Annotated in this window: 21 protein-coding genes and 1 pseudogene; 16 read left to right on the forward strand and 6 right to left on the reverse strand. The window is 56.2% G+C overall.

The window, feature by feature from the left end; genetic code table 11:
• Positions 1 to 110: 110 nt before the first annotated feature.
• A complete protein-coding gene (locus ACKLKD_RS07010) occupies positions 111 to 995 on the reverse strand; it encodes a LysR family transcriptional regulator (RefSeq protein ID WP_087805641.1) in 885 nt (294 codons plus the stop codon).
• Between the two features lie 111 nt (positions 996 to 1,106).
• Between ACKLKD_RS07010 and ACKLKD_RS07015 the strand changes: the two genes are divergently transcribed.
• Positions 1,107 to 1,850 (forward strand): sulfite exporter TauE/SafE family protein, encoded by a 744-nt coding sequence (locus tag ACKLKD_RS07015; protein WP_025713237.1) that lies wholly within the window; start codon positions 1,107 to 1,109, stop codon positions 1,848 to 1,850.
• A 5-nt stretch (positions 1,851 to 1,855) separates the two neighbouring features.
• Here ACKLKD_RS07015 and ACKLKD_RS07020 read toward each other — a convergent pair whose 3' ends face one another.
• Positions 1,856 to 2,554, reverse strand: a complete 699-nt coding sequence (locus ACKLKD_RS07020) for a GntR family transcriptional regulator (protein WP_025713236.1) — start codon at positions 2,552 to 2,554, stop codon at positions 1,856 to 1,858.
• A 255-nt stretch (positions 2,555 to 2,809) separates the two neighbouring features.
• Here ACKLKD_RS07020 and ACKLKD_RS07025 point away from each other — a divergent pair, with 255 nt between their 5' ends.
• From ACKLKD_RS07025 to ACKLKD_RS07055, 7 genes are all read left to right on the forward strand, one after another.
• A complete protein-coding gene (locus ACKLKD_RS07025; protein ID WP_087805639.1) occupies positions 2,810 to 4,342 on the forward strand; it encodes a PTS transporter subunit EIIC in 1,533 nt (510 codons plus the stop codon).
• 11 nt (positions 4,343 to 4,353) lie between these two features.
• On the forward strand, positions 4,354 to 5,682 hold the full coding sequence (locus ACKLKD_RS07030) for a 6-phospho-alpha-glucosidase (protein ID WP_025713234.1): 1,329 nt from the start codon (positions 4,354 to 4,356) through the stop codon (positions 5,680 to 5,682).
• Between the two features lie 738 nt (positions 5,683 to 6,420).
• A complete protein-coding gene (locus tag ACKLKD_RS07035; protein WP_025713233.1) occupies positions 6,421 to 7,866 on the forward strand; it encodes a sugar porter family MFS transporter in 1,446 nt (481 codons plus the stop codon).
• Positions 7,856 to 8,299 (forward strand): PTS sugar transporter subunit IIA, encoded by a 444-nt coding sequence (locus ACKLKD_RS07040; RefSeq protein WP_080897371.1) that lies wholly within the window; start codon positions 7,856 to 7,858, stop codon positions 8,297 to 8,299. The genes ACKLKD_RS07035 and ACKLKD_RS07040 overlap by 11 nt, the downstream gene beginning before the upstream one ends.
• Before the next feature lie 431 nt (positions 8,300 to 8,730).
• A complete protein-coding gene (locus tag ACKLKD_RS07045; protein ID WP_080897372.1) occupies positions 8,731 to 8,970 on the forward strand; it encodes a hypothetical protein in 240 nt (79 codons plus the stop codon).
• Between the two features lie 24 nt (positions 8,971 to 8,994).
• Positions 8,995 to 9,135 (forward strand): hypothetical protein, encoded by a 141-nt coding sequence (locus ACKLKD_RS07050; protein ID WP_042929501.1) that lies wholly within the window; start codon positions 8,995 to 8,997, stop codon positions 9,133 to 9,135.
• 185 nt (positions 9,136 to 9,320) lie between these two features.
• A complete protein-coding gene (locus ACKLKD_RS07055) occupies positions 9,321 to 10,256 on the forward strand; it encodes an alpha/beta hydrolase (protein ID WP_087805637.1) in 936 nt (311 codons plus the stop codon).
• Between the two features lie 33 nt (positions 10,257 to 10,289).
• Here ACKLKD_RS07055 and ACKLKD_RS07060 read toward each other — a convergent pair.
• Positions 10,290 to 11,945: pseudogene (locus tag ACKLKD_RS07060) on the reverse strand (putative bifunctional diguanylate cyclase/phosphodiesterase).
• 296 nt (positions 11,946 to 12,241) lie between these two features.
• Here ACKLKD_RS07060 and ACKLKD_RS07065 point away from each other — a divergent pair.
• From ACKLKD_RS07065 to map, 3 genes are all read left to right on the forward strand, one after another.
• Complete coding sequence (locus ACKLKD_RS07065; RefSeq protein ID WP_025713152.1) at positions 12,242 to 12,490, forward strand: hypothetical protein; 249 nt, start codon at positions 12,242 to 12,244, stop codon at positions 12,488 to 12,490.
• 289 nt (positions 12,491 to 12,779) lie between these two features.
• Positions 12,780 to 12,998 carry a ParD-like family protein gene (locus tag ACKLKD_RS07070; protein WP_002904808.1) on the forward strand — a complete coding sequence of 73 codons (219 nt, stop codon included), beginning with the start codon at positions 12,780 to 12,782 and terminating at the stop codon, positions 12,996 to 12,998.
• A complete protein-coding gene (gene map / locus ACKLKD_RS07075) occupies positions 12,979 to 13,782 on the forward strand; it encodes a type I methionyl aminopeptidase (protein WP_025713153.1) in 804 nt (267 codons plus the stop codon). The genes ACKLKD_RS07070 and map overlap by 20 nt, the downstream gene beginning before the upstream one ends.
• Before the next feature lie 206 nt (positions 13,783 to 13,988).
• Here map and ACKLKD_RS07080 read toward each other — a convergent pair whose 3' ends face one another.
• Positions 13,989 to 14,276: a hypothetical protein gene (locus ACKLKD_RS07080; RefSeq protein ID WP_025713154.1), complete on the reverse strand. Its 288-nt coding sequence runs from the start codon at positions 14,274 to 14,276 to the stop codon at positions 13,989 to 13,991.
• Between the two features lie 445 nt (positions 14,277 to 14,721).
• On the opposite strand from ACKLKD_RS07080, the gene ACKLKD_RS07085 reads away from it, so the two are divergent.
• The 5 genes from ACKLKD_RS07085 (at position 14,722) to ACKLKD_RS07105 (ending at position 20,992) form a co-directional block, all read left to right on the forward strand.
• Positions 14,722 to 15,285, forward strand: coding sequence for a fimbrial protein (locus ACKLKD_RS07085; protein WP_004143457.1), 564 nt, complete (start codon positions 14,722 to 14,724; stop codon positions 15,283 to 15,285).
• Positions 15,286 to 15,362: 77 nt separating this feature from the next.
• On the forward strand, positions 15,363 to 16,058 hold the full coding sequence (locus tag ACKLKD_RS07090) for a molecular chaperone (RefSeq protein WP_087805635.1): 696 nt from the start codon (positions 15,363 to 15,365) through the stop codon (positions 16,056 to 16,058).
• Between the two features lie 15 nt (positions 16,059 to 16,073).
• Positions 16,074 to 18,575 carry a fimbria/pilus outer membrane usher protein gene (locus ACKLKD_RS07095; protein ID WP_025713156.1) on the forward strand — a complete coding sequence of 834 codons (2,502 nt, stop codon included), beginning with the start codon at positions 16,074 to 16,076 and terminating at the stop codon, positions 18,573 to 18,575.
• Positions 18,563 to 19,567 (forward strand): fimbrial protein, encoded by a 1,005-nt coding sequence (locus ACKLKD_RS07100; protein WP_025713157.1) that lies wholly within the window; start codon positions 18,563 to 18,565, stop codon positions 19,565 to 19,567. Before ACKLKD_RS07095 ends, ACKLKD_RS07100 begins: the two co-directional genes overlap by 13 nt.
• 132 nt (positions 19,568 to 19,699) lie before the next feature.
• Positions 19,700 to 20,992 carry a glycoside hydrolase family 10 protein gene (locus ACKLKD_RS07105; RefSeq protein ID WP_087805633.1) on the forward strand — a complete coding sequence of 431 codons (1,293 nt, stop codon included), beginning with the start codon at positions 19,700 to 19,702 and terminating at the stop codon, positions 20,990 to 20,992.
• Between the two features lie 16 nt (positions 20,993 to 21,008).
• Here ACKLKD_RS07105 and ACKLKD_RS07110 read toward each other — a convergent pair whose 3' ends face one another.
• Together ACKLKD_RS07110 and hipB are read right to left on the reverse strand one after the other, a co-directional pair.
• Positions 21,009 to 22,331 (reverse strand): type II toxin-antitoxin system HipA family toxin, encoded by a 1,323-nt coding sequence (locus ACKLKD_RS07110; protein WP_087805631.1) that lies wholly within the window; start codon positions 22,329 to 22,331, stop codon positions 21,009 to 21,011.
• The gene (gene hipB / locus ACKLKD_RS07115; protein ID WP_008804920.1) at positions 22,331 to 22,597 is read right to left on the reverse strand and encodes a type II toxin-antitoxin system antitoxin HipB; all 267 of its coding nucleotides are present in this window, start codon (positions 22,595 to 22,597) and stop codon (positions 22,331 to 22,333) included. Before hipB ends, ACKLKD_RS07110 begins: the two co-directional genes overlap by 1 nt.
• Positions 22,598 to 22,722: the final 125 nt, after the last annotated feature.

Consider the following 22,722-nt stretch of genomic DNA (forward strand, 5'->3'; position numbering starts at 1 on the left):
TGTCTGTCCTGATTCGCGTGTTAATAAATGTCGGACGTCTACTATCGCATCTCTGACACGGATGTCAGTAGCAATAACCGCCATAAAAAGTGACGCCGTCACTCATGGTCTCACGGCTGTCGGAGCCACGCCAGCAAACGGCGCATCGCTGGCGTCAGCCGGGCATCATCCTGATAACACAGACACAGGCGGCGCTGTGCCCAGCGATCCTGCAGCGCGATGACGGCAAACCGGTAGCGCTGCTGGTAGCGTTCGGCAATGACGCGGGGCAGGATCGCCCCGCCGGCGCCGTGAGCCACCATCTCGCAAAGCCCTTCAAAATGGCTCATCCGGACCCGGACGTTTAGCGCCTGGCCGAGCCCGGCGGCATGTTGTTCAATATGCTGCTGCAGTGCGCTGGTCTGGTAGAGGGCGACCAGCGGCTCGTTGATGACCGCCGCAAACGCCACTTCATTCGCGCCGGCCAGAGGGTGAGTCGGCGGCACAATCAGCACCAGGGGATCATCGGCGACAGGATCCAGATGCAGCGGCCCGGGGTCGACCGCATCGGACACCACTCCAGCCTGCGCCACACCCGTCAGAATGCTGCTGACGATATCCGCGCTGGTGCGCTCTTCGGTGTCGACCTGCACCGCCGGATGCGCTGCCATCCAGGCGGCGAGCTTGCCCGGCAGAAAAGCCGACAGCGCTGAGGTGTTGGCGAACAGGCGCAGCGTCCCCTGCTGACCGCGGGCGAAGGCGTGCATCGCCTGGCGCAGACGCTGGTGCTGTTCAAGAAGCGGGCGGGCATGGCGCGCCAGTACCTCCCCGGCCTCCGTCATCGTCACCCCGCGGGCATGACGCTGCAACAGGGGAACACCGACCTCTGCTTCCAGCTTGCGCACTCTTTCGCTGGCGGAGGCCAGGGCCAGATGGGCCATGGCTGCCCCACCGGTAATACTGCCGGTATCCACGATGGCGATAAACAACCGCAGATCCGCCAGATCCAGTCGCATCTCGCTCTCCTTACCCTTCGGTTTTTCCGTAGTCTTTGGCCAACATACCGCATTGTTGCCCCTGCGACCAGCTGTTTCAATGCCCCTTTCTACCCTGAAAAGTCAGCCATAATGTTCGATTTACACACGATCTCTTTCCTGTTGATCTTTATTGCCGCCGGGCTGGTCAAAGGGGTGACCGGCATGGGATTGCCCACGGTGGCGATGGGCCTGCTTGGCCTGCTGATGCCGCCGCAGGCCGCCGCAGCGCTGCTGGTGCTCCCCTCGCTGCTCACTAATCTCTGGCAGTTACTGGCCGGCCCGGCGCTGGCGCAGATTGTGCGCCGCCTCTGGCTTATGATGACCGGGATTCTTATTGGCACGCTGGCGGGGTCCTCACTGCTGATCGACCTCAATCCCCGGTGGTCAGCGCTGGCGCTTGGCGCCGCATTGATAGTCTATGCCGCTTATGCGCTCTGCGGTCCGGTGTTTCAGGTTTCCGCCCGCGTGGAGAAGTGGCTGTCGCCGATCGTCGGTGGGCTGACCGGCGTGATCACCGGCGCGACCGGGGTATTCGTCATTCCGGCCGTTCCCTGGCTGCAGGCGCTGGGCTTTCGCCGCGACGAGCTGGTGCAGGCCCTGGGGTTGTCGTTCACCCTCTCCACCCTGGCGATGGCGGCTGGCCTCGCCCTGCACGATGGCTGGCATGATGATGCAGGGCTATTGTCGGCACTGGCGCTGTTACCGGCGCTGCTCGGCATGTGGCTGGGACAACGGATCCGCACCCGTCTCAGCCCGCAACGCTTTCGTCAGGGCTTTCTGCTGTTCCTGCTGGCGCTGGGAGTGGAGCTGATCTGTCGGGGATGGCTGGCCTGAATCCACTAGCGGCGGGTAATGTGTTTCACATTGTATTTACTGGTGTTCTGGTAAATGTCGGAGAAATCGACGATCGCCCGGTTCTGGGCGTAACTGATCGACTGCACCCGCAGCAGGAGGCTGTTTGGCGCCACCTGCAGCAGCTCCGCCTGCTCGCGGGTCGCCAACACCGGGGTATAGCTGCGGTGGCTCTCGATAATGGTGATATGGCACTCTTTTTTGAAATAGTTGAACTTAGACTGCTCGAGGTTACCCACGCTGAGCCAGGGAAAGGTGGCGAATGGGATATAGCTGTTTTCCACCAGGATCGGCACCTCATCGATTAGCCGCAGCCGTCGGACGTAATACACTTTCTCCCCCGGCTGGATCTTTAACTGCTGGGCAATGGCCGGAGGGGCATCAAGCAGCGTAAATTCAATGACTTTGTTACGGTAGTTGGTGACGCCGACCACCTGCATCTGGTAGTTAAACCCCTCCAGTTCTCCGCCATGATAGTTGCTTTTACGCACAATGCAGGTTCCGCTACCGTGACGCCGCGCAATCAGTTTTTCCTCCTCCAGTAGCGCCAGCGCTTTGCGCAGCGTCATCACCGAGACCTGCAGCTCCGCAGCGAGCGCTTTTTCGCTGGGCAGCATATCGCCCACGGCATAGTCATCGCTGTTGATGCGGGCCTTCAGTTCAGTGGCAATCTTTTTATAAATCACTTTTAGATGTCTCGATGGCGTAGTTTCTGGCAAATGGAATTCTGATCAACCAAATGTAAATAAAGGATTATTTTTATTTTACGGCGAAAAATCCAACCCTAACTCATCTATAAATCACGCCATATTTATATATCTGTCCAGTAACAATATATATGACTTTCGTCACAGTTGGCCCTTTTCCTGCTCGGGATACCGATGGTCAGCTCCTAGTCTGATAAGCCTATTCAGCAGGTCTGCGAGGACAAGAGGACAACCATGATTGGGGTGAAAAAGCTTCAGGACTTTTCCAAGGCGATGATCGGGCCGGTGCTGTATCTGCCAGCTATCGGCCTGTTGATCGCCCTGTTCAGCATGACAACCAACCGACTGTGGGTGGATGAAAGCAGCGGGATCTACCTGGTGGGGAAATTCGTCTCCAGCATGCTCTGGGCGCTGATGAACCATCTCGGGTTTCTGTTCTGCCTGGGGCTGGCCAGCGGCCTCGCGAAAACCCGCAAGGCTGAAGCGACCTTCGTGGCGGCGATGACCTGGCTTATCTACCTGGCGGCGAACAACAGCTGGCTGACCCTGACCCATCGCCTGGCGACCGGGGCCACTAACGCGCAACTGTACGGCAGCGGACAAACCTTTATCTTCGGTTTTCAGGTTATCGATATGGGCGTGTTCCTCGGTATCATCCTCGGCTGCGCCGTCGCCTTTGTCCACAATCGTGTGGTCGGTATTGAGTTTCGCGGCGCGCTGTCGATCTACGGCAACAGCAAGCTGGTGCTGATCGTGATGCTGCCGCTGGTTGGCCTGTTTGCTATCGCCACCGTCTATCTCTGGCCGATGGTGGAGCTGGGCATCTCAGCGTTGACCGGCTTTATGAAATCCTTTGGCGCCATCGGGGTCTTCCTGTACGGCTTTCTCAACCGGTTCCTGATCCCGACCGGGCTGCATCATCTGATCTGGTCGCCGTTTGTGTTTACTTCTATCGGCGGTCAGTTGCTGGTTGATGGTCAGACGGTAATGGGTGCCAAGCCCATTTTTCTTGCCGAAATCGCCCGCCATCCCATTGGCGCGCTGAGTGATTCCGCCCGTTTTCTCACCTATGGCATGGTGAAGATTTTCGGCACCGCCGGTATGGCGCTCGCCTTCTACCGCACAACGAAACCGGAGAATAAGCAGCGGCTGAAAGTCACGCTGATCCCCTTGATTGTTACCTCCGTCCTGGTGGGGATCACCGAACCTTTTGAATTTCTCTTTATCTTCACCGCCCCGCTGCTGTGGCTTATCTACTCCCTGCTGGACGGTTTTTTCCAGATGCTGGCCTGGCTGCTTCATGTCAGGGTCTGCGCCACCAACGGCCTTATCGATTTCGTCGTATATAACCTCCCGGCAGGCGCCAGCGTGACGCGCTGGCCGCTGTTTGTCGCCCTCGGCCTGCTGGAAACCGCGACCATGTACCTGGTCGGCACCTTCTGTATTACCCGTCTGCGGCTGCTCACCCCGGGGCGCGAAACCGCAGCCGACGATGAACATTCGCAACAGGCTAATCGCGAGCATCGGGATAAAGGCGCGCTGGTGATTGCCGGGCTGGGCGGTAAAGAGAATGTCTGTGCGGTGGAAAACTGTTTTACCCGTCTGCGGGTTGATGTGCGGGACCCCGCCCTTATCCAGCAGACGCTGTTGAAAGAGAGCGGCGGGAGCAACGTGCTGATCAAAGGAAACCATGTCCAGGTGATCTATGGCCTGGGGGTCAACAAAATTCGAACGGCGGTCAACGCCAGTCTGGGTGTTACTGAATAACGAGGTGGTAAATGAAAGATAATTTTGTGGTCACGATTGCCGGCGGCGGCAGTACTTATACCCCAGGGATTGTGATGATGTTACTGGAAAATATGTCACGCTTTCCCCTGCGGGAGATCCGTCTGTACGACAACCATCACCAGCGTCAGAAGACCATCGGCGACGCCTGCGCCATTCTGGTGGCAGAACGCTTCCCGCAGGTGAAGTTCAGCTATACCACCGATCCGCAGGCGGCCTTTACCGGCGTGGATTTCGTGATGGCGCATATTCGCGTTGGCCTGTATGAGATGCGGGAAAAGGATGAAAAGATCCCACTGAAATATGGCGTGCCGGGTCAGGAGACCTGTGGCCCGGGTGGGATTGCCTACGGTATGCGCTCCATTGCCGGGGTGCTGGAGCTGGTCGATTATATGCAGCAGTACGCGCCAGGGGCCTGGATGCTCAACTACTCCAACCCGGCGGCTATCGTCGCGGAAGCGACCCGTCGTCTGCGGCCCGACGCGCGCATCATCAACATCTGCGATATGCCGGTGGCCATCGAGGGGCTGTTTGCCGACATCCTCGGCCTGCCATCGCGTAAGGCGCTGAACGTCCGATACTACGGCCTGAACCACTTCGGCTGGTGGACCAGCATCACCGATAAAGCCGGTAACGATTTGATGCCGGCGCTGAAACGTCACGTGGCGGAGCAGGGATACAGCAGCCCAAAGGAAGACTTTCAGCATAAGGCGCCGAGCTGGATCGAGACGTTTAAAAAGGTGAAGGATGTGTTTGCCCTCGATCCGTCGACGCTGCCTAACACCTATCTGAAATACTATCTCTACCCGGACTATGAGGTGGCGCACGCCGATCCAGACTTTACCCGGGCCAACGAGGTCATGGCCGGGCGTGAAAAAGAGGTGTTTGATATGGCCCGGGAGATCACCCGTCGCGGTACTGCGGAAGGCGCGCATTTCCATGCCGGGGCCCATGCCACTTTTATTGTCGACCTCGCCTGCGCCATCGCCTTTAACACCCAGGAGCGGATGCTGCTGATCGTCGAGAACAACGGAGCCATCGCCAACTTTGATGAGACGGCGATGGTGGAAGTTCCCTGTCTGGTGGGCGTCAACGGCCCGGAACCGCTGGCGATGGGGAAAATCCCGTCGTTCCAGAAAGGATTGATGGAGCAGCAGGTGGCGGTCGAGAAGCTGGTGGTTGATGCCTGGATTGAGGGCAGTTACCAGAAACTGTGGCAGGCCATCACCCTGTCAAAAACGGTGCCCAGCGCCGCGGTGGCGAAAGCCATCCTCGATGAACTGATCGTCGCCAACGAAGGCTACTGGCCCGCACTGCACTGATCTTTTCCGTGATGGGTAAGATGCAGAGACTCCCCTCTCTGCATTTTTACCTGACGTTCCCGCCAGCCACACATTCATCTCATAACCCCCTTCATGGGTGCAGCGAACCGCTCACATTCCCCCAGACCGTTGTCAGAAGGCCGTCATCCTCGGTTTACCCTGATCACAGAAATGAAATATAAATTCTATTCTTCGGTATTATGGCGTAAAAATGTGATCTGCGTTGTATTCTTCGGTTTACATTAACCCACTGAAAACAACATCATTATTACCATGCTGTAAAATTAACCTGCTTTTCATGGGGATATATCCCCTGCAGCCTTTGTGATTGGCTTCATGCCTTTACCATTCTGCAACACCGATTTGAAATTAAATTTTCATAATGTGATCTTGTTGCATGTTCATTCCATTTCTTTGTGCCATATTCTTACCACGGTAAATCGCCGGAGCGACAGCAACGTACTAAACCAGAGCGCTGTTCATCGGCAAATGTCGGCGCGACCGACGCACTGAAGATCGCTAACCCAAAAGGAGAACGGATATCGACTACATCTATGTCAACACCAAGCCGTAAACCTCTTTGACCGCCATTGCTTAGCGTACCCTGCCTTGTGCCGAGCAATTACACAAAGAATAAAAGCATTTAATTCAGTTAGTTACGACAACACAGGCGTGATAAATCCTGACTGGAGAGATGTATTTTTATCTTGTGTCGTTCAACAAAATAAAGGGACTACCATGTCATTTATAACAAACCTGAACCAGCAACAGAGAAAACGACTTCATCAGATTACCTTAGTGGCCACCTTCGGCGGCCTGCTTTTCGGTTACGACACCGGCGTGATTAACGGCGCCTTTTCCTCACTGAAGCAGTACATGGCGCTGACCCCGACCACCGAGGGGCTGGTCATGAGCGTTCTGCTGGTCGGCGCCGCGCTGGGCAGCGTCTTTGGCGGCAAGTTTGCCGACTTCTTCGGCCGGCGAAAATACTTACTGTTTCTCTCCTTTATTTTTCTCATCGGTGCGTTGCTCTCCGCCGCTGCCCCCGATATCACGACTTTGCTGATTGCCCGCGCCCTGCTGGGCTACGCCGTCGGCGGCGCCTCGGTTACCGCTCCGACCTTCATTTCTGAAGTGGCGCCCACCGAGATGCGTGGCAAACTCACCGGCCTGAATGAAGTCGCCATCGTCATTGGCCAGCTGGCGGCGTTTGCCATCAACGCGATCATCGGCATCATCTGGGGCCATCTGCCGGACGTCTGGCGCTATATGCTGCTGGTCCAGGCCATCCCGGCCATCTGTCTTTTCGTGGGCATGTGGCGCGCGCCGGAAAGCCCGCGCTGGCTGATTAGCAAAAATCGTCATGATGAAGCGCTGCATATTCTCAAACAGATCCGCCCGGCGGAACGCGCGCAGAAAGAGTACGACGACATCTCTACCTTAATCAAAATTGAAGCTGGCAATAAGAACAGCGCCCAGGGCACCTTTGCCACGATCCTCAAAACGCCCTGGATCCTCAAAATTTTGCTGGTCGGTATTACCTGGGCCGCCCTGCAGCAAACCACCGGCGTTAACGTCATTATGTATTACGGTACGGAAATTCTGAGTGCCGCCGGTTTCTCCGAACGAACCTCGCTGATCTGCAACGTGCTGAACGGTGTTTTCTCTGTGGGCGGTATGCTGATTGGCGTGCTGTTCCTTGTCGACCGTTTCAAACGTAAGACGATCATTATCTACGGCTTTGCCATTATGGCCACGCTGCACCTGATTATCGCCACTGTCGACTACACCCTGGTGGGCGATCTGAAAGCCACCGTCATCTGGCTGCTGGGCGCGCTGTTCGTCGGTGTGATGCAGGGCTCGATGGGCTTTATTACCTGGGTGGTCTTAGCCGAGCTGTTCCCGCTAAAATTCCGCGGTCTGTCGATGGGTATCTCGGTATTTTTCATGTGGATCATGAACGCGGTGGTCAGCTATCTGTTCCCGCTGCTGCAGGCGAAACTGGGCCTTGGGCCAGTCTTCTTCATCTTCGCGGCCATCAACTATTTAGCCATTCTTTTCGTGGTCTTCGCCCTGCCCGAGACCTCCAATAAGTCGCTTGAGCAGTTAGAAGCGGAGCTGTCAGCGAATCATGAGGGTAAAAAATCCACTCGTCTCACCAGGGAGGTTGGTTATGATCGATAACATCACGCTGGATAATCTGCACATCGGCTGCAAGGCCAGTAACAAAGCGGAAGTCATCGCCATGATTGGCGCGGAGTTTAAAGCCAAAGGCTATGTCAATCAGGAGTGCGTTCACTTTCTGATGGAGCGCGAGCATCAGGTCTCGACCTTTTTGGGCAATGGCATCACCCTGCCACACTTGCCGAAATCCGCGACGGATATCATCCTCAAAACCGGGATTGAGATCTATCAGTTTCCTGATGGGGTTATCTGGGATCGCAGCAATGTGATGTTTATTGCCATCGGCGTGATCGCGAAAGAGAAAGAGCATATTGATGTGCTCAAAGAAATTGCCTCGATATTTAGCGATGAGCTAATCGCTAACGCACTGTCGTTAATTTCAGACAAAAATGACTTCCTGAAAATTCTGCAGCATAACGCCCTGCCCCATTAAGTGCCTTTCCGCCCGGGGCCGTTGTCCCGGGTGGCTTCTTTACTTACCCCTGGCAGGAAGACGATCTTACGAATCACCTAATTTTCCCCGTTATAACGTCAATCCCAATAATAACAATGGAAATTAACGTATCTTAAATGACTTATAAATATAACGAGTGTAGCAACTATCGCAGTAACACCTCTACTTTACACATATAAAACAATGATATAGATATTATCCCTACATTTTCGCCGTTCTCTGCTTTAGGCGTTTATTGACGCGCCTCGCCAGGAATAATCTCGCCATCCCATTAATTTTGATTTACATCAATACCCTTTCGGCATTTAAACTGCATTTTACAGCGCGATTATTTTGGCAAGGTGTATACGACATTGGTTTTACGACTTGGATATTTTTTTCGCCGTCCTGCCAGTTTGTGGGGATGGTTGATGTGCAACGCACTTAATGGCATCGCGATTGTACTCTGCTTTCGTGGGATAAGCCGCATCACTGGCTACAGCGAAGCGGTCTGGCAGGCCATCATCACGCTGGCTATTATTATATCAACCTGGTATAGCGCGAGTTATTTCGCTGCGCTGGAATCACGTCATGACAAACGACGCTTTTTGCTGCTGGCCTGGGTGGTGATGACTATTTTGTTGAATTTCATTCACCTCAGTGACGGCTAACGCGGACATACAAGGAATCTGCTAATGACGCTGGCGATGCTGTGGGTGCTTATCAGCCACCATAAAGGGCTGACGCTTTTGCTGGTCGTGATTATTGCGCTGCTCTTTATCGCGATCGCCCCGCTGATAAAGAGGCTGTTGCGTAACCTCCACCGCGACCCCTGACCGTTCTGAGCAGGTCGCCGACAGGCGGCCTGCTCTCTTATCTGTACCATTTGCGCCCCCCGACCGCAGCCATTCAGCCTCAATGTTCGCGCACAAAAAGAAATGAGAACCATTATCAATCAAGCTGTGCTAACGTGTCTGCCCGACAAAATGTCAGAAGATAAAAAACAGGGGGAACAGACGACGTGAAGCAGAGTTCAGGGAGCATCACCACAGGCCGGGCTAGCGGGCTGCTGACGCTGGCGGTTGGGGCACTCTTCTACAGTAGCGGCAGCTGCGCCCGGCCAGATCTTCAGCCGCTGGGGCCGAACATCGCGGACAAAGGATCGGCTTTCTACCACTTTACCCAACGCCAGTATGATTCTGTCGATGGTGCACGCCACTACCGGGTGTGGACAGCCGTACCCAATAAAGCGCCCCCTGCCGCCGGTTACCCGGTGCTGTATATGCTGGACGGTAACGCGGTGATGGATAAGCTCAGCGACGCATTTTTGCAGCAGCTTTCCGCTGGCTCCCCGCCGGTGATCGTCGCGATCGGCTATCAGACGGCGCTGCCTTTCGACACCGCCGCCCGGGCCTGGGATTACACCCCACCGCTAAAGACGTTCACACCTCGCACGGGTAAACCCGCGCCACCGCCGCGGAAAACCGGTGGCAATTATATTTTTCGCCAGCTCCTGACCGAAACGATGGTGCCCCAGGCGGAAGCTAACCTGAAAATAGATCCGCGCCAGCGGGCTCTCTGGGGCCACTCCTACGGCGGACTGTTTGTACTCGACGCGTGGCGAAACCACTCCCTGTTCAGGATCTACTATTCTGCCAGCCCGTCGCTTGGCCAGGCGCAGACCTCTCCCCTGAAGGACACCGCGACCCTTGATGGCACCGCGTTTACCGGGACGTCACTGTATCTGCTGGAAGGCGATGGAAAAGCCGCCGCCGAGCCCTCCGGGCATGAAGCCTCCCTGGGCGTACTGCGTCAGACCCAGCGGCAGCTGGCCGGTAACGGTCTGACGGTGCAGTTCTGGCGCTACCCTGGACTGACGCATGGGCAGATGTTCGATGTCTCGTTGCGCTCCGCGCTGCTTCATCTCTCCGGGCAGCCTCCGTTGGCGCATCAGTAACGATCCCGCGCCCACCAGCCAACGGCGGGCGCGTTAATTCTGCTGCGGAAGATGGTTAATATCGACCGGCTCGCCGAACAGAAAGCCCTGCATTTCGTCGCATCCCTCTTCTTCGAGGATCTGCCGTTGCCCCTCGGTTTCCACCCCTTCGGCGATAAGCGGGGTATTGATAGAGTTCCCCAGCGAAATTATCGCCCGCACAAAAGAACGAACCTGAGGATTGCTCTCCACATCCTGCATAAAGCTACGGTCGAGTTTAATCACGTCGAAATGAAAATCGCGCAGCATGCTCAGGGAGGAGTAGCCGGTGCCGAAATCATCCAGCGCGATATTGATGCCCATTTTTTGCAGATGATGCAGCACGCTGAACGCCAGCTGTTTATTGATGATGAACGCCGTCTCCGTCACTTCAAATTCCAGCAGGCTAACCGGATAAGCGGTTCGCATCAGGATCTCGCGCACTTTTTCGATAAAGCTACGGTGACGCAACTGTACCGGTGAGATATTAACTGAGATTTTTTTGTTCAGCCGATTATCCAGTGACTCGATACAGACCTGCTCCAGTACCCAGTAGCCTAATGGCACAATGGCGCCACTCTCCTCGGCGACCGGAATAAACACCTCCGGAGGGATCGCTCCCAGCTGCGGATGCTGCCAGCGCAACAGCGCTTCGTAACCGGTTATCCGCCGATCTTTAATATTGCGGATCGCCTGATAGTGCAGCGAGAACTCTCCGGTGTGAATTCCACGGCGAATGTCGGCGGCCATCATATTTCGCTGCCGCGTTTTGTCATCCATTTCACGTTCGTACCAGCATATTTTGGTATCGAGACTGCTTTTCGCCCGGTACATGGCCAGATCGGAATTACTCAGTACGGTGTTAATGTCCGTTCCGTCCAGCGGATAGACCGAAATGCCAATGCTGGCGGAAAGGATCACTTCCGTTGCGGCAAAGGTCTGTTTGCCGCTAAAACAGTGCCACAGGCGGGCGGCAAAGGCGTCCACTTCGCTCTCATCCTAGAAAGGCTTGAGCGCAACAAACTCATCGCCGCCAAAGCGCGCCACCACCTCCTCTTTCTGCAGCGTTTTCAGCACCGCGCCCGCCACGCGCTGCAGCAGCTGATCGCCAATAAGATGGCCTTCCAGATCGTTAATCTCTTTAAACTTATCCAGGTCGACTGTGAAAACAGCAAACCGGCGGGCATCATTACTGGTGATCAGCTTTTCCGCCCGCTCGAAGAATTCCACGCGGTTAGTTAACCCGGTCAGCGCATCGTATCGCGCCATCCAGGCAATGCGATCGTTAATCGCCTTTTGTTCACTAATATCCCGGGTAATTTTGGCAAAACCCAGCAGGGTATTTTGCTCATCGTGGATAGTATCGATCATCACATGCGCCCAGAAGCGGGAGCCGTCTTTGCGATAGCGCCAGCCTTCGCCCTCAAACTGTCCGGTACGGACCGCAACCTCCAGATTTTTCGCTGGCACGCCGGAGCGCTGCTCGGCCTCGCTATAGAAGAGACCAAAATAGCGACCGATAATCTCTTCGCTCAGATAGCCCTTTGCCCGGCGGGCACCTTCGTTCCAGCTGATGACCGCGCCGTCGGTGCTCAGGATATATATGGCATAATCTTTAACACTTTCAATAAAGTGGCGATAGGCAATGTCTGTCAGGTGATCGTGACTCATGTTACAGCGCTCTCTGTGGCTCGGTCGTGGCAAAACGCACTAGATATAGCAGAACAACACCCATGATGAATACAAGGTTAACGCGTTATGTTGCCCTCTTTGCGGCCCCGGCAGTCGCAGGCAGTGCAGCGAATACATGATAAAGCGTAGTGGAATCTCCTGTCCGCTGAGGTGATCGCCTCGGCCTTTTTGCCACTTCAATCGTCCACTAATAGTCACTTTTATTGATTAAAAAGTTTGATTGAAAGAATAAATAAAAGGAGTAATGTTAATAATACTTTCTATGGAGGTTAAATATGTTGCGTGATTATTTAAAAGTGGAAAAAGAAGACCAGCTTGTTGAACAACAGAGTCGTCATGACAATAACCAGCATTATTCGGCAGTCACTGAATGGGTTATTCTGAGTAAAGACGGTCAGCGTAAAGGCCGGGTGTCACTTTTCGACCGCTTTACGACCCGCCGCTCCTGGAGCGACTGCTTTCGCATAACGCAGTTCGATAACAGTGGTAAAGTCGTGGTGGATAAACTCACCGACGCGCTGTAAATCCCCTGGATTCCCGGCCTGACGGGAGAATATTAATACGCAAAATTAACACCTGCATAAAATATACTGATGCGTTGCCATCATGTTATTTTCTTTCTGCATACCGATAATTTAATGGGTAATTTTCGCCATGGTGAACAGCGCGAATGTTTAACCCGAAAAAATGCTGAATATAAGCCCGCTGGTCGGGCTTTTTTACATGGTGCTCACCATCCACGCCACAAAATGCCAAGGACATACCGCACTGGATTGTATACGATGTATATACGAATCATTACGGTATATATCTATGGGAATCGTCAAAATCTCCGATCTGCTGCACGATGATATTCGTGATGCCAGCAAAGCCATGTCCCGCTCCGTCAATGCCCAGGCGGAATACTGGATCCGTCTGGGTATGATGAGTGAACTCTACCCCGAGCTTAACCACCAGCAAATCAAACTGCTGATGCTGAAATCCGGCTCTGACCGTCTGCTGGAGGTGATCAATGCCATCAATAATCATTAAAACTGCCGATGAACTCGCGCGGCAGCGCCATGCCGGCCAGCTGCTGGCATCGGTGTTTGATATGCTGGATACCTTTATCGTGCCCGGCGTCACCACGATGGCAATTAACGATCGAGTGGAAGATTTTATCGTCAACCAGCTGCACGCCCGCCCGGCCAGCAAGGGACAATATGATTTTCCCTATGTGTTAAACACCTCTGTTAACGATGTGGTGTGCCACGGGATCCCCAAAGCGACCGAACATCTGCGCTCGGGGATGATTGTCAATGTCGACATTACGCTGGAAAAAGCAGGCATGATCGCTGACTCCAGTAAGATGTACCTCATCGGCGACGTCTCCCCGCTGGCCCGCCGGCTGGTAAAGACCACCTATGAAGCGATGTGGAAAGGCATTGAGGTGGTGAAACCTGGCGCGACGCTGGGCGACATTGGCCATGCTATCCAGCGCTGGGTCGAGGACCATGGCTACAGCGTGGTCAGAGAATACTGCGGTCACGGCGTTGGTCAGGAAATGCATGAGGAGCCGCAGGTGCTGCATTACGGCAGGCCCGGGGAAGGCGCCGTGTTGCGCGAAGGCATGGTGTTCACTATCGAGCCGATGGTCAACCAGGGCGACAGCCGCATCAAGACCAAAAAAGATGGCTGGACGGTGGTTACCCGCGATAAAAAACTGTCGGCACAGTGGGAACATACCGTAGCCGTCACCGCGAACGGTTTTGAGGTGCTGACGCTACGCGACGATGAGCAAGCGCGGATACACAGCGTGTCTTCCCTTTCTGTATGACGGTGGGCCGCTTGCCGATCCCGCTGTTCGCCCGGGAGCCCGGCTAACGTCTGATTCTGCTGCCGGGCGGCGGCAATAATTGTTTTCATGAATGATTTTCTGCGCGCGCGTCGCCCCGGTGCTTACGACTGGCGCGCGCATAAACCCCACCACAGCTTACCTTTTACCTTCTGCATCCGCTTACCCTTCATCGCCTCTATCCCGCCTTAGCGATAGCGAATAATCACATCCGCTTCACTATGCTGTGCATTTCGCCAGTGGATACTGACCTCGCCGCGATTATCCGGCATCGCATAGCGTGGGCGGTGGCCTGTCACAGCGACCTGTTGCGGTGAACGGTGCTGGCACGAAACCGCGATACGATCGCGCTGCGGGGTGATAAGACAGGCCGGATTGATGACATGCCCTGAAAAATGAACCTGACCAGAGAGGGCCGCAGACGACGCCAGCGGCGCCAGACACAGACATAACAGAGCGAGACGGGACGGAGACATAGCAATCTTCCTTGAGAACGGGTGACACTGCGCGGCACAGAATCGTTTCTGTGTCATACAACCTGCGGCTTCCTGCCGTTACTCCACGCTACTGCAAAATAATGGCAGCGTAAATGATTATTCCGGGCTGTCCGTTCAACTGCCGGGAATAACAGCAACTTTTTATCAAAAATATGTCGGAATAGTTATCTACTGGAAATAATGCATTATATGTATGGAACCATTTTTAATATCAAATGAGATTATACTTACACTAAAAAATAAATAATGTTACAGCTTAACACACCTTATCAATGGGCCTTTACGATGTTCTCCGTATAATCCCGCCCCCGACGGCAGTATACATTAGCGATGCTTACCGTTCTTTTGTGAACAGAAATAAAAAACATGCTTTAAAAATGTTAAACGCTTTTATTAACTTGTGATTATTTAATAAGGTTTGAGTATGAAAGAAAAAGGCACCCTGCTGGTTGTTGGTTCACTGCTGGCCTTAAGTCTGGCTACTGTGACCACCGCCCGCGCGGCGGGAACACTGAATTTCACCGGTAAAATTATTAACGAGTCCTGCCAGATCGCTAACAATGGTGGCGATGTGAATGTCGATTTTGGCAACGTCGATATGTCGGCGCTGAAATCACATGAAGCGAAAACCGCAGAAACGCCGTTCACCATCAACCTGACCGGCTGCCCGCTGGCACAGAACATCAGTATCAGCCTGGAGGGTACCCCAGACACCAATGCTAACGGCACCAGCGCCGCCGTGCTGGCGCTCTCCGACGCCGCGGATACCGCCAAAGGTGTGGGCATTGAAGTCTTCTCTTCTCCTGATGGCTCAACGGAAGGCACTCAGCTGACCTTTGACAAGCAGAGCAAAACGGCGGTTTCGCAAGCCGACGAAAACGGTGATATTGCATTTAACTTTATTGCCGATCTGAAAAGCGATTCCTCACAGGATGTGACTGCCGGCAATATTAATGCCACAGCCAATATTGATATTGTTTATGAATAGAATGTTCTGATTTCCGTCGTTATCAAGGGCAGATCCCCCTGCCCTTATTTTCATTCCTCGTGACCGGATCCTCAACTATGCAGTGTTATAAAGTGGCTTTTATCCTGAGTCTTCTCTTTTGCCCGTTCCTGGCGTCTGCCGCCGGGGTTGCCATTGCCGGCACACGTGTTATTTATAATGAACAAAGTCATGAGGCCGACATTACCGTCAAAAATACGAATCCTCACGATCCGGTGCTTATTCAGAGCTGGGTGGACGATCTGGCTGATAATAATAAATCACCCTTTATCGTCACCCCGCCATTGTTCCGTCTGGACGCCGGAGACAGCAACGATCTGCGCGTGCTGTTAACCTCGCCGCAGCTACCGCATGACCGGGAGAGTTTGTTCACCCTGAACATCAAAGTGATTCCCGCCAATACCGCACCGGCTGGCGAGAACATTCTGCAATTTGCCATTAAGAATCAACTTAAGTTAATTTATCGCCCGGCAGGGCTCCCCGGCTCGGCGCTCGACGCGGCGCAGCACCTGCGCTGGCACGTCAGTGGCAACCACCTGCAGGCGGAAAACGCCTCTCCCTATTATGTGACTATCACCACGCTCAGCTGCGCGGGCCAGAACCAGAAAACGCCGCTTGAGCACAGCGTGATTGCCCCTCACAGCCGTGAAGAGTACGCCCTGGCCGGCGAGGCCTGCGCCCACGAGGTGAGCTGGCGCATACTGGATGACTTTGGCGCTGTACAGACGTTTAGCGCCCCCGTCCCGGCGCATTAACCGCCTGAAATCGCGATGCGCCACGGCCCGGCTCATACCGTTACCGTCGTCAGCCTCTCCATCCTGCTTGCCGGACAGAGCGCGCCTTTGCACGCCCAGGCGACCTTTAATATGGATCTGCTGGAAAAAAACGACCATTTGCCGACGGTGGATCTGCAGCGCTTCAATCAGCAAACGAGCCAGCCGCCTGGCGACTATCCGGTGAACTGGCAGGTCAACGGCGTCACCCTGGACGCCCGTAAGATCATCACGTTTCGCCAGAACGATCGCGGACAATTGACGCCCTGCCTTCAACGGGAAGACCTGGTGCAGGCGGGGGTTAATCCGGCCGTGCTGGCACAGGCACCCGGCGCAACGCCCCGCTCATGCCCCGAACTCACCACGCTGCTGCCGGGCAGTACGGTCAATTTCGATTTTGCCCATCAACGGCTGTTAATGACCATTCCCCAGGCGCTGATGACGCACCAGGCGAGGGATAATGTCCCTTCTGCGCTGTGGGATGAAGGTATCAGCGCCTTTCAGAGCAATTACCGCTTTTCAGGCGCCAGCCAGCGTACCCGCGAGGGCAACACCGAGCGCGATAACTATCTGATGTTGAAAAGTGGCGTGAACGCCGGCGCCTGGCGCCTGCGCGCCAGCAACAGCCTGACCGCCAACAGCGACGATAAGCCCCACTGGACCACCAGCGGCGCCTGGCTTGAGCGCGATCTGACGCGCTGGCGGAGTGAACTGACGCTCGGGGATACCTTCACGTCGGGCGATGTGTTCGACGCGGTCCAGTTTCAGGGAATTGCCCTCGCCTCCAGTGATGCGATGCTCCCGGACTCGCAGAAAGGTTTTGCCCCGACCATCCGCGGGATAGCCAGAACCAACGCCCAGGTCACGGTTCGGCAAAATGGCTACGTGCTGTATCAAACCTACGTCACCCCTGGCGCGTTCGTGATTGACGATCTTTATCCTACCGCCAGTAGCGGCAATCTTGAGGTTGCCGTCAAAGAGTCGGATGGCGAAATTCGCCGCTTCACCCAGCCGTATGCTTCGGTGACCAGCATGCAGCGCGAAGGCAACCTGAAATACAACCTCGTCGCCGGGCGCTATCATAGCGACGATGCCAGCGAGCAGCCGTCGATGATGCAGCTGTCGCTGATGCGCGGATTTGCCCACAACCTGACGCTGTTTGGCGGGCTGCAAAGCACGGCGCAATACCACAATCTCTCGGTCGGTGCGGGACAAGGGCTGGGCGATGCCGGGGCGCTCTCGCTGCAGTTGTTAAACGCCCGTGACGGGCAGCAGCAGGATCCGATCGATGGCCGGGCCTGGCAGCTCCAGTACAGCAAAGGTTTTGACCGTCTTGGCACGCAGTTCACCTTCACGGGCTGGCGTTATTCACATCAGCGCTATGCCACGCTGAGCGAGGCGTATTCCAGCCCGGATCCCGACGCCGACTCGCAGGATAACGACAACAAAAAATCGACCCTGCAAATCACCGCCAGCCAGAGTCTGCCGTACGATATCACCCTCTATCTGAGTCTCGACCAGGACAGCTACTGGTCAGGGGGCGCCACACAGCGTACCGCCAATATGGGGATCAGCAGCCAGTTTCACGGTATCGCGTGGTCGCTCAGCTACAGCGACTCTCACAGCAGTGACAGTGATGAGGAGGACGACGAGCCACAGTCCGACAAAGTGGTGACGTTGTCACTTTCAGTGCCGCTGAGCCATCTGCTGCCGGGCAGCTATGCCGGCTATACCCTGACCTCCTCCCGCCACAGTGCCGACAGTCAGATGGTCAGTCTCAACGGCACCTTGCTGGATAATCATGCACTTAGCTACGCCGTCAGCCAAACGCTTGATCGGCAAAACGGGCACAGCGGCAGCCTGACGGCCGGCTACAGCAGTGGAATGGGCGACCTCAATATCGGCTACAGCCGCGATTCGCAGGCCACTCGCCTGAACTACGGCGCCAGCGGAGGTATCCTGATTCACCGCCACGGGGTGGTCTTTACGCCCGAAATGAATGGTTCGGTTGTACTGATTGACGCCGGTGGTGCCAGCGGTGTGACCCTCGCCAACCAGAAAACCATCACCACCAATGGAGACGGGTACGCCGTGTTGCCCTTCGCCACCGCCTATCACCGCAACGACGTCTCCCTCGACAGCCACTCGCTGCCGGAGAATGTGGATCTGGCCAACAGCACCGTGACGCTGGTGCCCACCAAAGACGCGGTGGTGCTGGCGCGTTTTCACACCCACGTTGGTTATAAAGCGCTGTTTACACTGCAGTCGCAGGGACAACCGCTGCCCTTTGGCAGCGAGGTGCGCGCCAAAGATACCAGCAGCATCGTTGCCAGCGAGGGTCAGGTGTACCTCGCCGGCCTGGCGCCGAAAGGCACCCTGTATGCACAATGGGGGCCAGGCCCTCAGCAGCACTGTACTGCCCGCTACGATCTCACCCCGACGCTGGCGCAGACACCCCATCCACTCATTTTACAGCAGACGTTAACATGTCCTTTTTAACTCTCCTGCGTCGGGCCGCTCTGACGCTGTTACTTGCCCTGTTACCGGCCGTCAGCGGATGGGCCTGTACGCCAGTGTTTGTCCGCGGCCAGGCCAGCACCCTTCGGCTGAACGTAGGGCAACTCACCGTGCCGGCTGACGCCAGACCGGGCACCCCGCTGTATCACAAAAGTTTTGCCTGGAATCGCCTTAGCGACGGCGGCGAACAGTGGATCCGCTGCGCGGACGACCCGCACGGACTGTCGCCGCTGCTGCTGGACAGTCTGCTGTCCGGCGGGGCGACGCGACCGACGGTTTATCAAACCAACCTCGCCGGCATTGGCGTTCGCGTATCGCTGCGCGCTATCGGCGGCTATGGCGGCTTTCCTGACCGGCCGACGCCCTCGCCGTTTAGCGAACGGGTGAACAATCCGGCCATATTGCCTGATGCGGTGTGGAAACTGGGCTATTTCCGCCTGACGATTGAGCTTATTAAAACCGGTCCCGCGGCGACACCGGGCGAGCTTGAGTATCACAGCGAGCATTTTTTAATGGCAGAGCATACCCCGCTGGCCGCGTTAGACTTAACCGGCAGGGTCAACACCGCGGGATGTTCCGTGAATGACGCCACGCCAGCGCTGATTAAGCTGCCCGCCGCGATGCTTGACCACTTCGGCGGCGTCGGCAAAACCACCGGCGATACCCCTTTCGCGCTGCAGCTGGATTGCAACAGCGCGGTCACGGTTTCCCTGCGTGTTGACGGCGCAGAGCCCCTCACCGCCCGGGATCATGGCGTTTTGCGCAATGACGCCACGGACGATCGGGCGCAGGGTATCGGGGTGCAACTGCTTTACCATCGTCAGCCGGTCGCCCTGAATCATGAGATGACGCTGGGCAGCGCCAGCCCGGGACGGTTTACGCTGCCGCTCACTGCCCGCTACTACCAGACCCGCCCCCGGGTCACCGCCGGTCAGGTGTCGGCCGTTGCGACCTATACCTTACATTATGACTAAGCGATGGCGAACCGACGGATGAAGGAATTGCTCTGACCCACGAATCGTAAGAGAATAGCCGCTACACGCGACGATCTGATTACACGGGAGTTTATCATCAGCCATTCTCGTCGATTCCCCTTAGCCAGCAAAGTGGCGCTGGCAGGTGCGGTTCTCATTGCCGCCGGCATGCTGTTCAGCTGCACCAGTAAGGCCCCTAAATCCCTCGTCACGCCGCCGAAAAGCGCAGCCGTTAAAGCCGGCCAGACGCACCGGGAGCCGGTACGCGGCGTGTGGCTCACCACCGTTTCGCGCCTTGACTGGCCGCCGGTCGGGTCGATTATTGCCAGTACGCCGGAGAGCCGCATCACCCAGCAAAAGCTGGCGCTGATCGCCAAACTCGATAACCTGCAGCGCCTGGGCATTAACACCGTCTTTTTCCAGGTGAAGCCGGACGGTACGGCGCTCTGGCGGTCAGATATTCTGCCGTGGTCCGATATGCTGACCGGTAAAATCGGCGAATACCCCGGCTACGATCCGCTGCAGTTTATGCTGGATGAAGCGCACAAGCGCGGTATGAAGGTTCACGCATGGTTTAACCCCTATCGTGTCTCGGTCAACACCAAACCGTCGACCGTTGCCGAGCTGAATAACACCCTCATGCAGGTGCCGGCCAGCGTGTTCGTCCTGCACCGTAACTGGATCCGCACCGCCAGCGATCGCTTTGTTCTCGACCCGGGCATCCCCGAAGCGCGGGACTGGATCACCAGCATCGTCGCAGAAGTGGTGCAAAACTACCCGATTGACGGTGTGCAGTTCGACGACTATTTCTACACCGAAACCGCCGCTTCACCGCTTAACGATAATGAAACCTTCCGCCGTTACGGGCAGGGCTACGCCTCGAAAGGCGACTGGCGCCGGCATAACACCCAGCAGCTCATTGCCCAGGTTTCCAGCACCATCAAAAAGCTCAATCCGAACGTTGAGTTTGGCGTGAGCCCGGCCGGGGTGTGGCGCAACCGCTCCCACGATCCGGCGGGGTCGGATACCCGGGGCGCGGCCGCGTATGATGAGTCCTATGCCGATACCCGCAGCTGGGTGCAGCAGGGACTGCTCGACTACATCGCCCCGCAGATCTACTGGCCGTTTGCCCGCGATGCCGCGCGCTATGATGTGCTGGCCAACTGGTGGGCCGAGGTGGTTAAGCCGACGCATACCCGGCTGTATATCGGCGTGGCGCTGTACAAAGTGGGTGAGCCGTCTAAAAATGAGCCTGACTGGACGGTGGACGGCGGCGTGCCGGAGCTGAAAAAGCAGCTCGACCTCAATGAGACTCTGCCGCAGATCCAGGGCACGATCCTGTTCCGCGAAAATAATCTCAATCAGCCGCAAACCCGACAGGCGGTCAACTATCTGCGCAGCCGCTGGGGGCAGCCGCAGAGCTAGCCGCCCGCCGGCTTCGCTATAACGCCTGCAGCCCTTGCTGCAGGCGGGCGTGCAGCTTCAGCATATTCTCCGTAATGGCCTGCCAGACGTGGGCGGAAAAGTCCGCCGGCAGCGTCCGGCGGGCGCTGTCGATAGCCTGCGGCACCCGCCCGGCAAACTCATTGAGGATCGCCAGCATCTGCTCCCGGGGAAAGTTCACCGCTTTGGCGGTCGCCAGAAAATGACGCGGATAGATCGCGTTAATCTCCGTTTTCCGCCCTTTTGTGGCATTGAGCCCCATCGACAGCTTCAGATCGCGCAGATGCAGACCCGTGCCACCCAGTACCGGAAACGCCGAAATAATGTCGTAGAACGGCGTTAAGCGGTAACTACCGCCGGGCAGCAGGTAAATTGAGAAGTTTTTCGCGTGACCGTCCGTCGCCCCGGCCAGCCACTGAAAGACCATGAATTTCATAAAGTCAGCGCGATCTTTCAGGGCTTCACTGGACCCCAGCAGAAAAGACATTATCGCGGCGATCCCCGGTCCGCCGTCGGACTCGTATTTCATCGCTGAAGGAAGACCAAACGCCTGACACAGATCCTCCTGCGGCAGACGCAGCAGCACCCGTCCCTCCTGCACCCAGCGCCGGTCGAAGCGGGTCACCGCCAGCGCGCGGATCCGCGGGGTGGTGATGATCTCTGCCTCCGGCACCGCCAGGCCCAGCGCTCTGGCCAGCGCCAGGCACAGATACTCGTTATCCACGCTTTCACGCAGATCCAGCGTTGCATTAGGCTGCTTAATCTCGCCGATCGGCAGTTTAATGATATGCGTGGTCGGCGTGGTGCCCTGCGGAATACACCAGTGTCCGCCCATCCGCAGCAGCGCCGTTTTCTCCTGGGCGCCGGCCACCGAGATACGGAAATCATCCTGGCCGTTCACCATTCCGAGAGGTATATCCGACTGGTAGGCGGTCAGCAGAGAGGTGAGTTGCGCCTCGTCCAGCGTCTGCCAGCGCAATGCCTCCAGATACGCCTCTTCCCCCGGCGGCAGCAGGGTCACCGCCCCTACGCTATCGCGCCCGACTTCGGCCAGCAGATCGAACGGCTGCGTTGAGCGCGCCTGATAGCGCCTGACGATCCGGTCGCGGACCTGTGGGCTGTCGGGCAGCAGGTTATCAAAATAGTGATACACCGCGTCGGCGGTGATATTGCCATACTGCAGCGGCAGCGAGAGGGAGAGCGGTCTGGCGCGCGGGCTGCGCAGCCACTCTTCGTCGTAGCGAAAACTGTGCGCCCCGTTAGCCTGGCGGGTTAAGGTGCCCACGCGCACATTGTTCATCCAGGTGATAAGCGTTGCCATTACCAGTCAAGGTCCGTGTTGTTATCGGGAGCCGGCGCCGTCTCTGTGGCTTTGGCGTTCAGGGTCATCACCACCCCCAGCGACTGGAGGATCTTAAACAGCGTGGTTAAGGTGGTTTTGTCGGGGTGATTTTCAAAATTGGACAGCGTCGCCTGCTTAATACCGATCCGCCTGGCCAGCGCATCCTGTGTCCAGTGGTTCTGCTGGCGCAGCAGCTTCAGATAATTGGCCAGCTGCACGGGACTGTATATCTGCGGGGAATTCATCGTCTGGTTCCTCACCATCATTTATCCCTTTATCGGGATAAATTTTGTTTTATACCCACCAGGGGATAATGTCAAGATTATCCCCTGGTGGGGATAGAAAGATGATTATCCTCATGTGGGGATAA

Source organism: Klebsiella sp. 10982 (genome assembly GCF_048589245.1).
Lineage (GTDB): Bacteria > Pseudomonadota > Gammaproteobacteria > Enterobacterales > Enterobacteriaceae > Klebsiella > Klebsiella quasivariicola.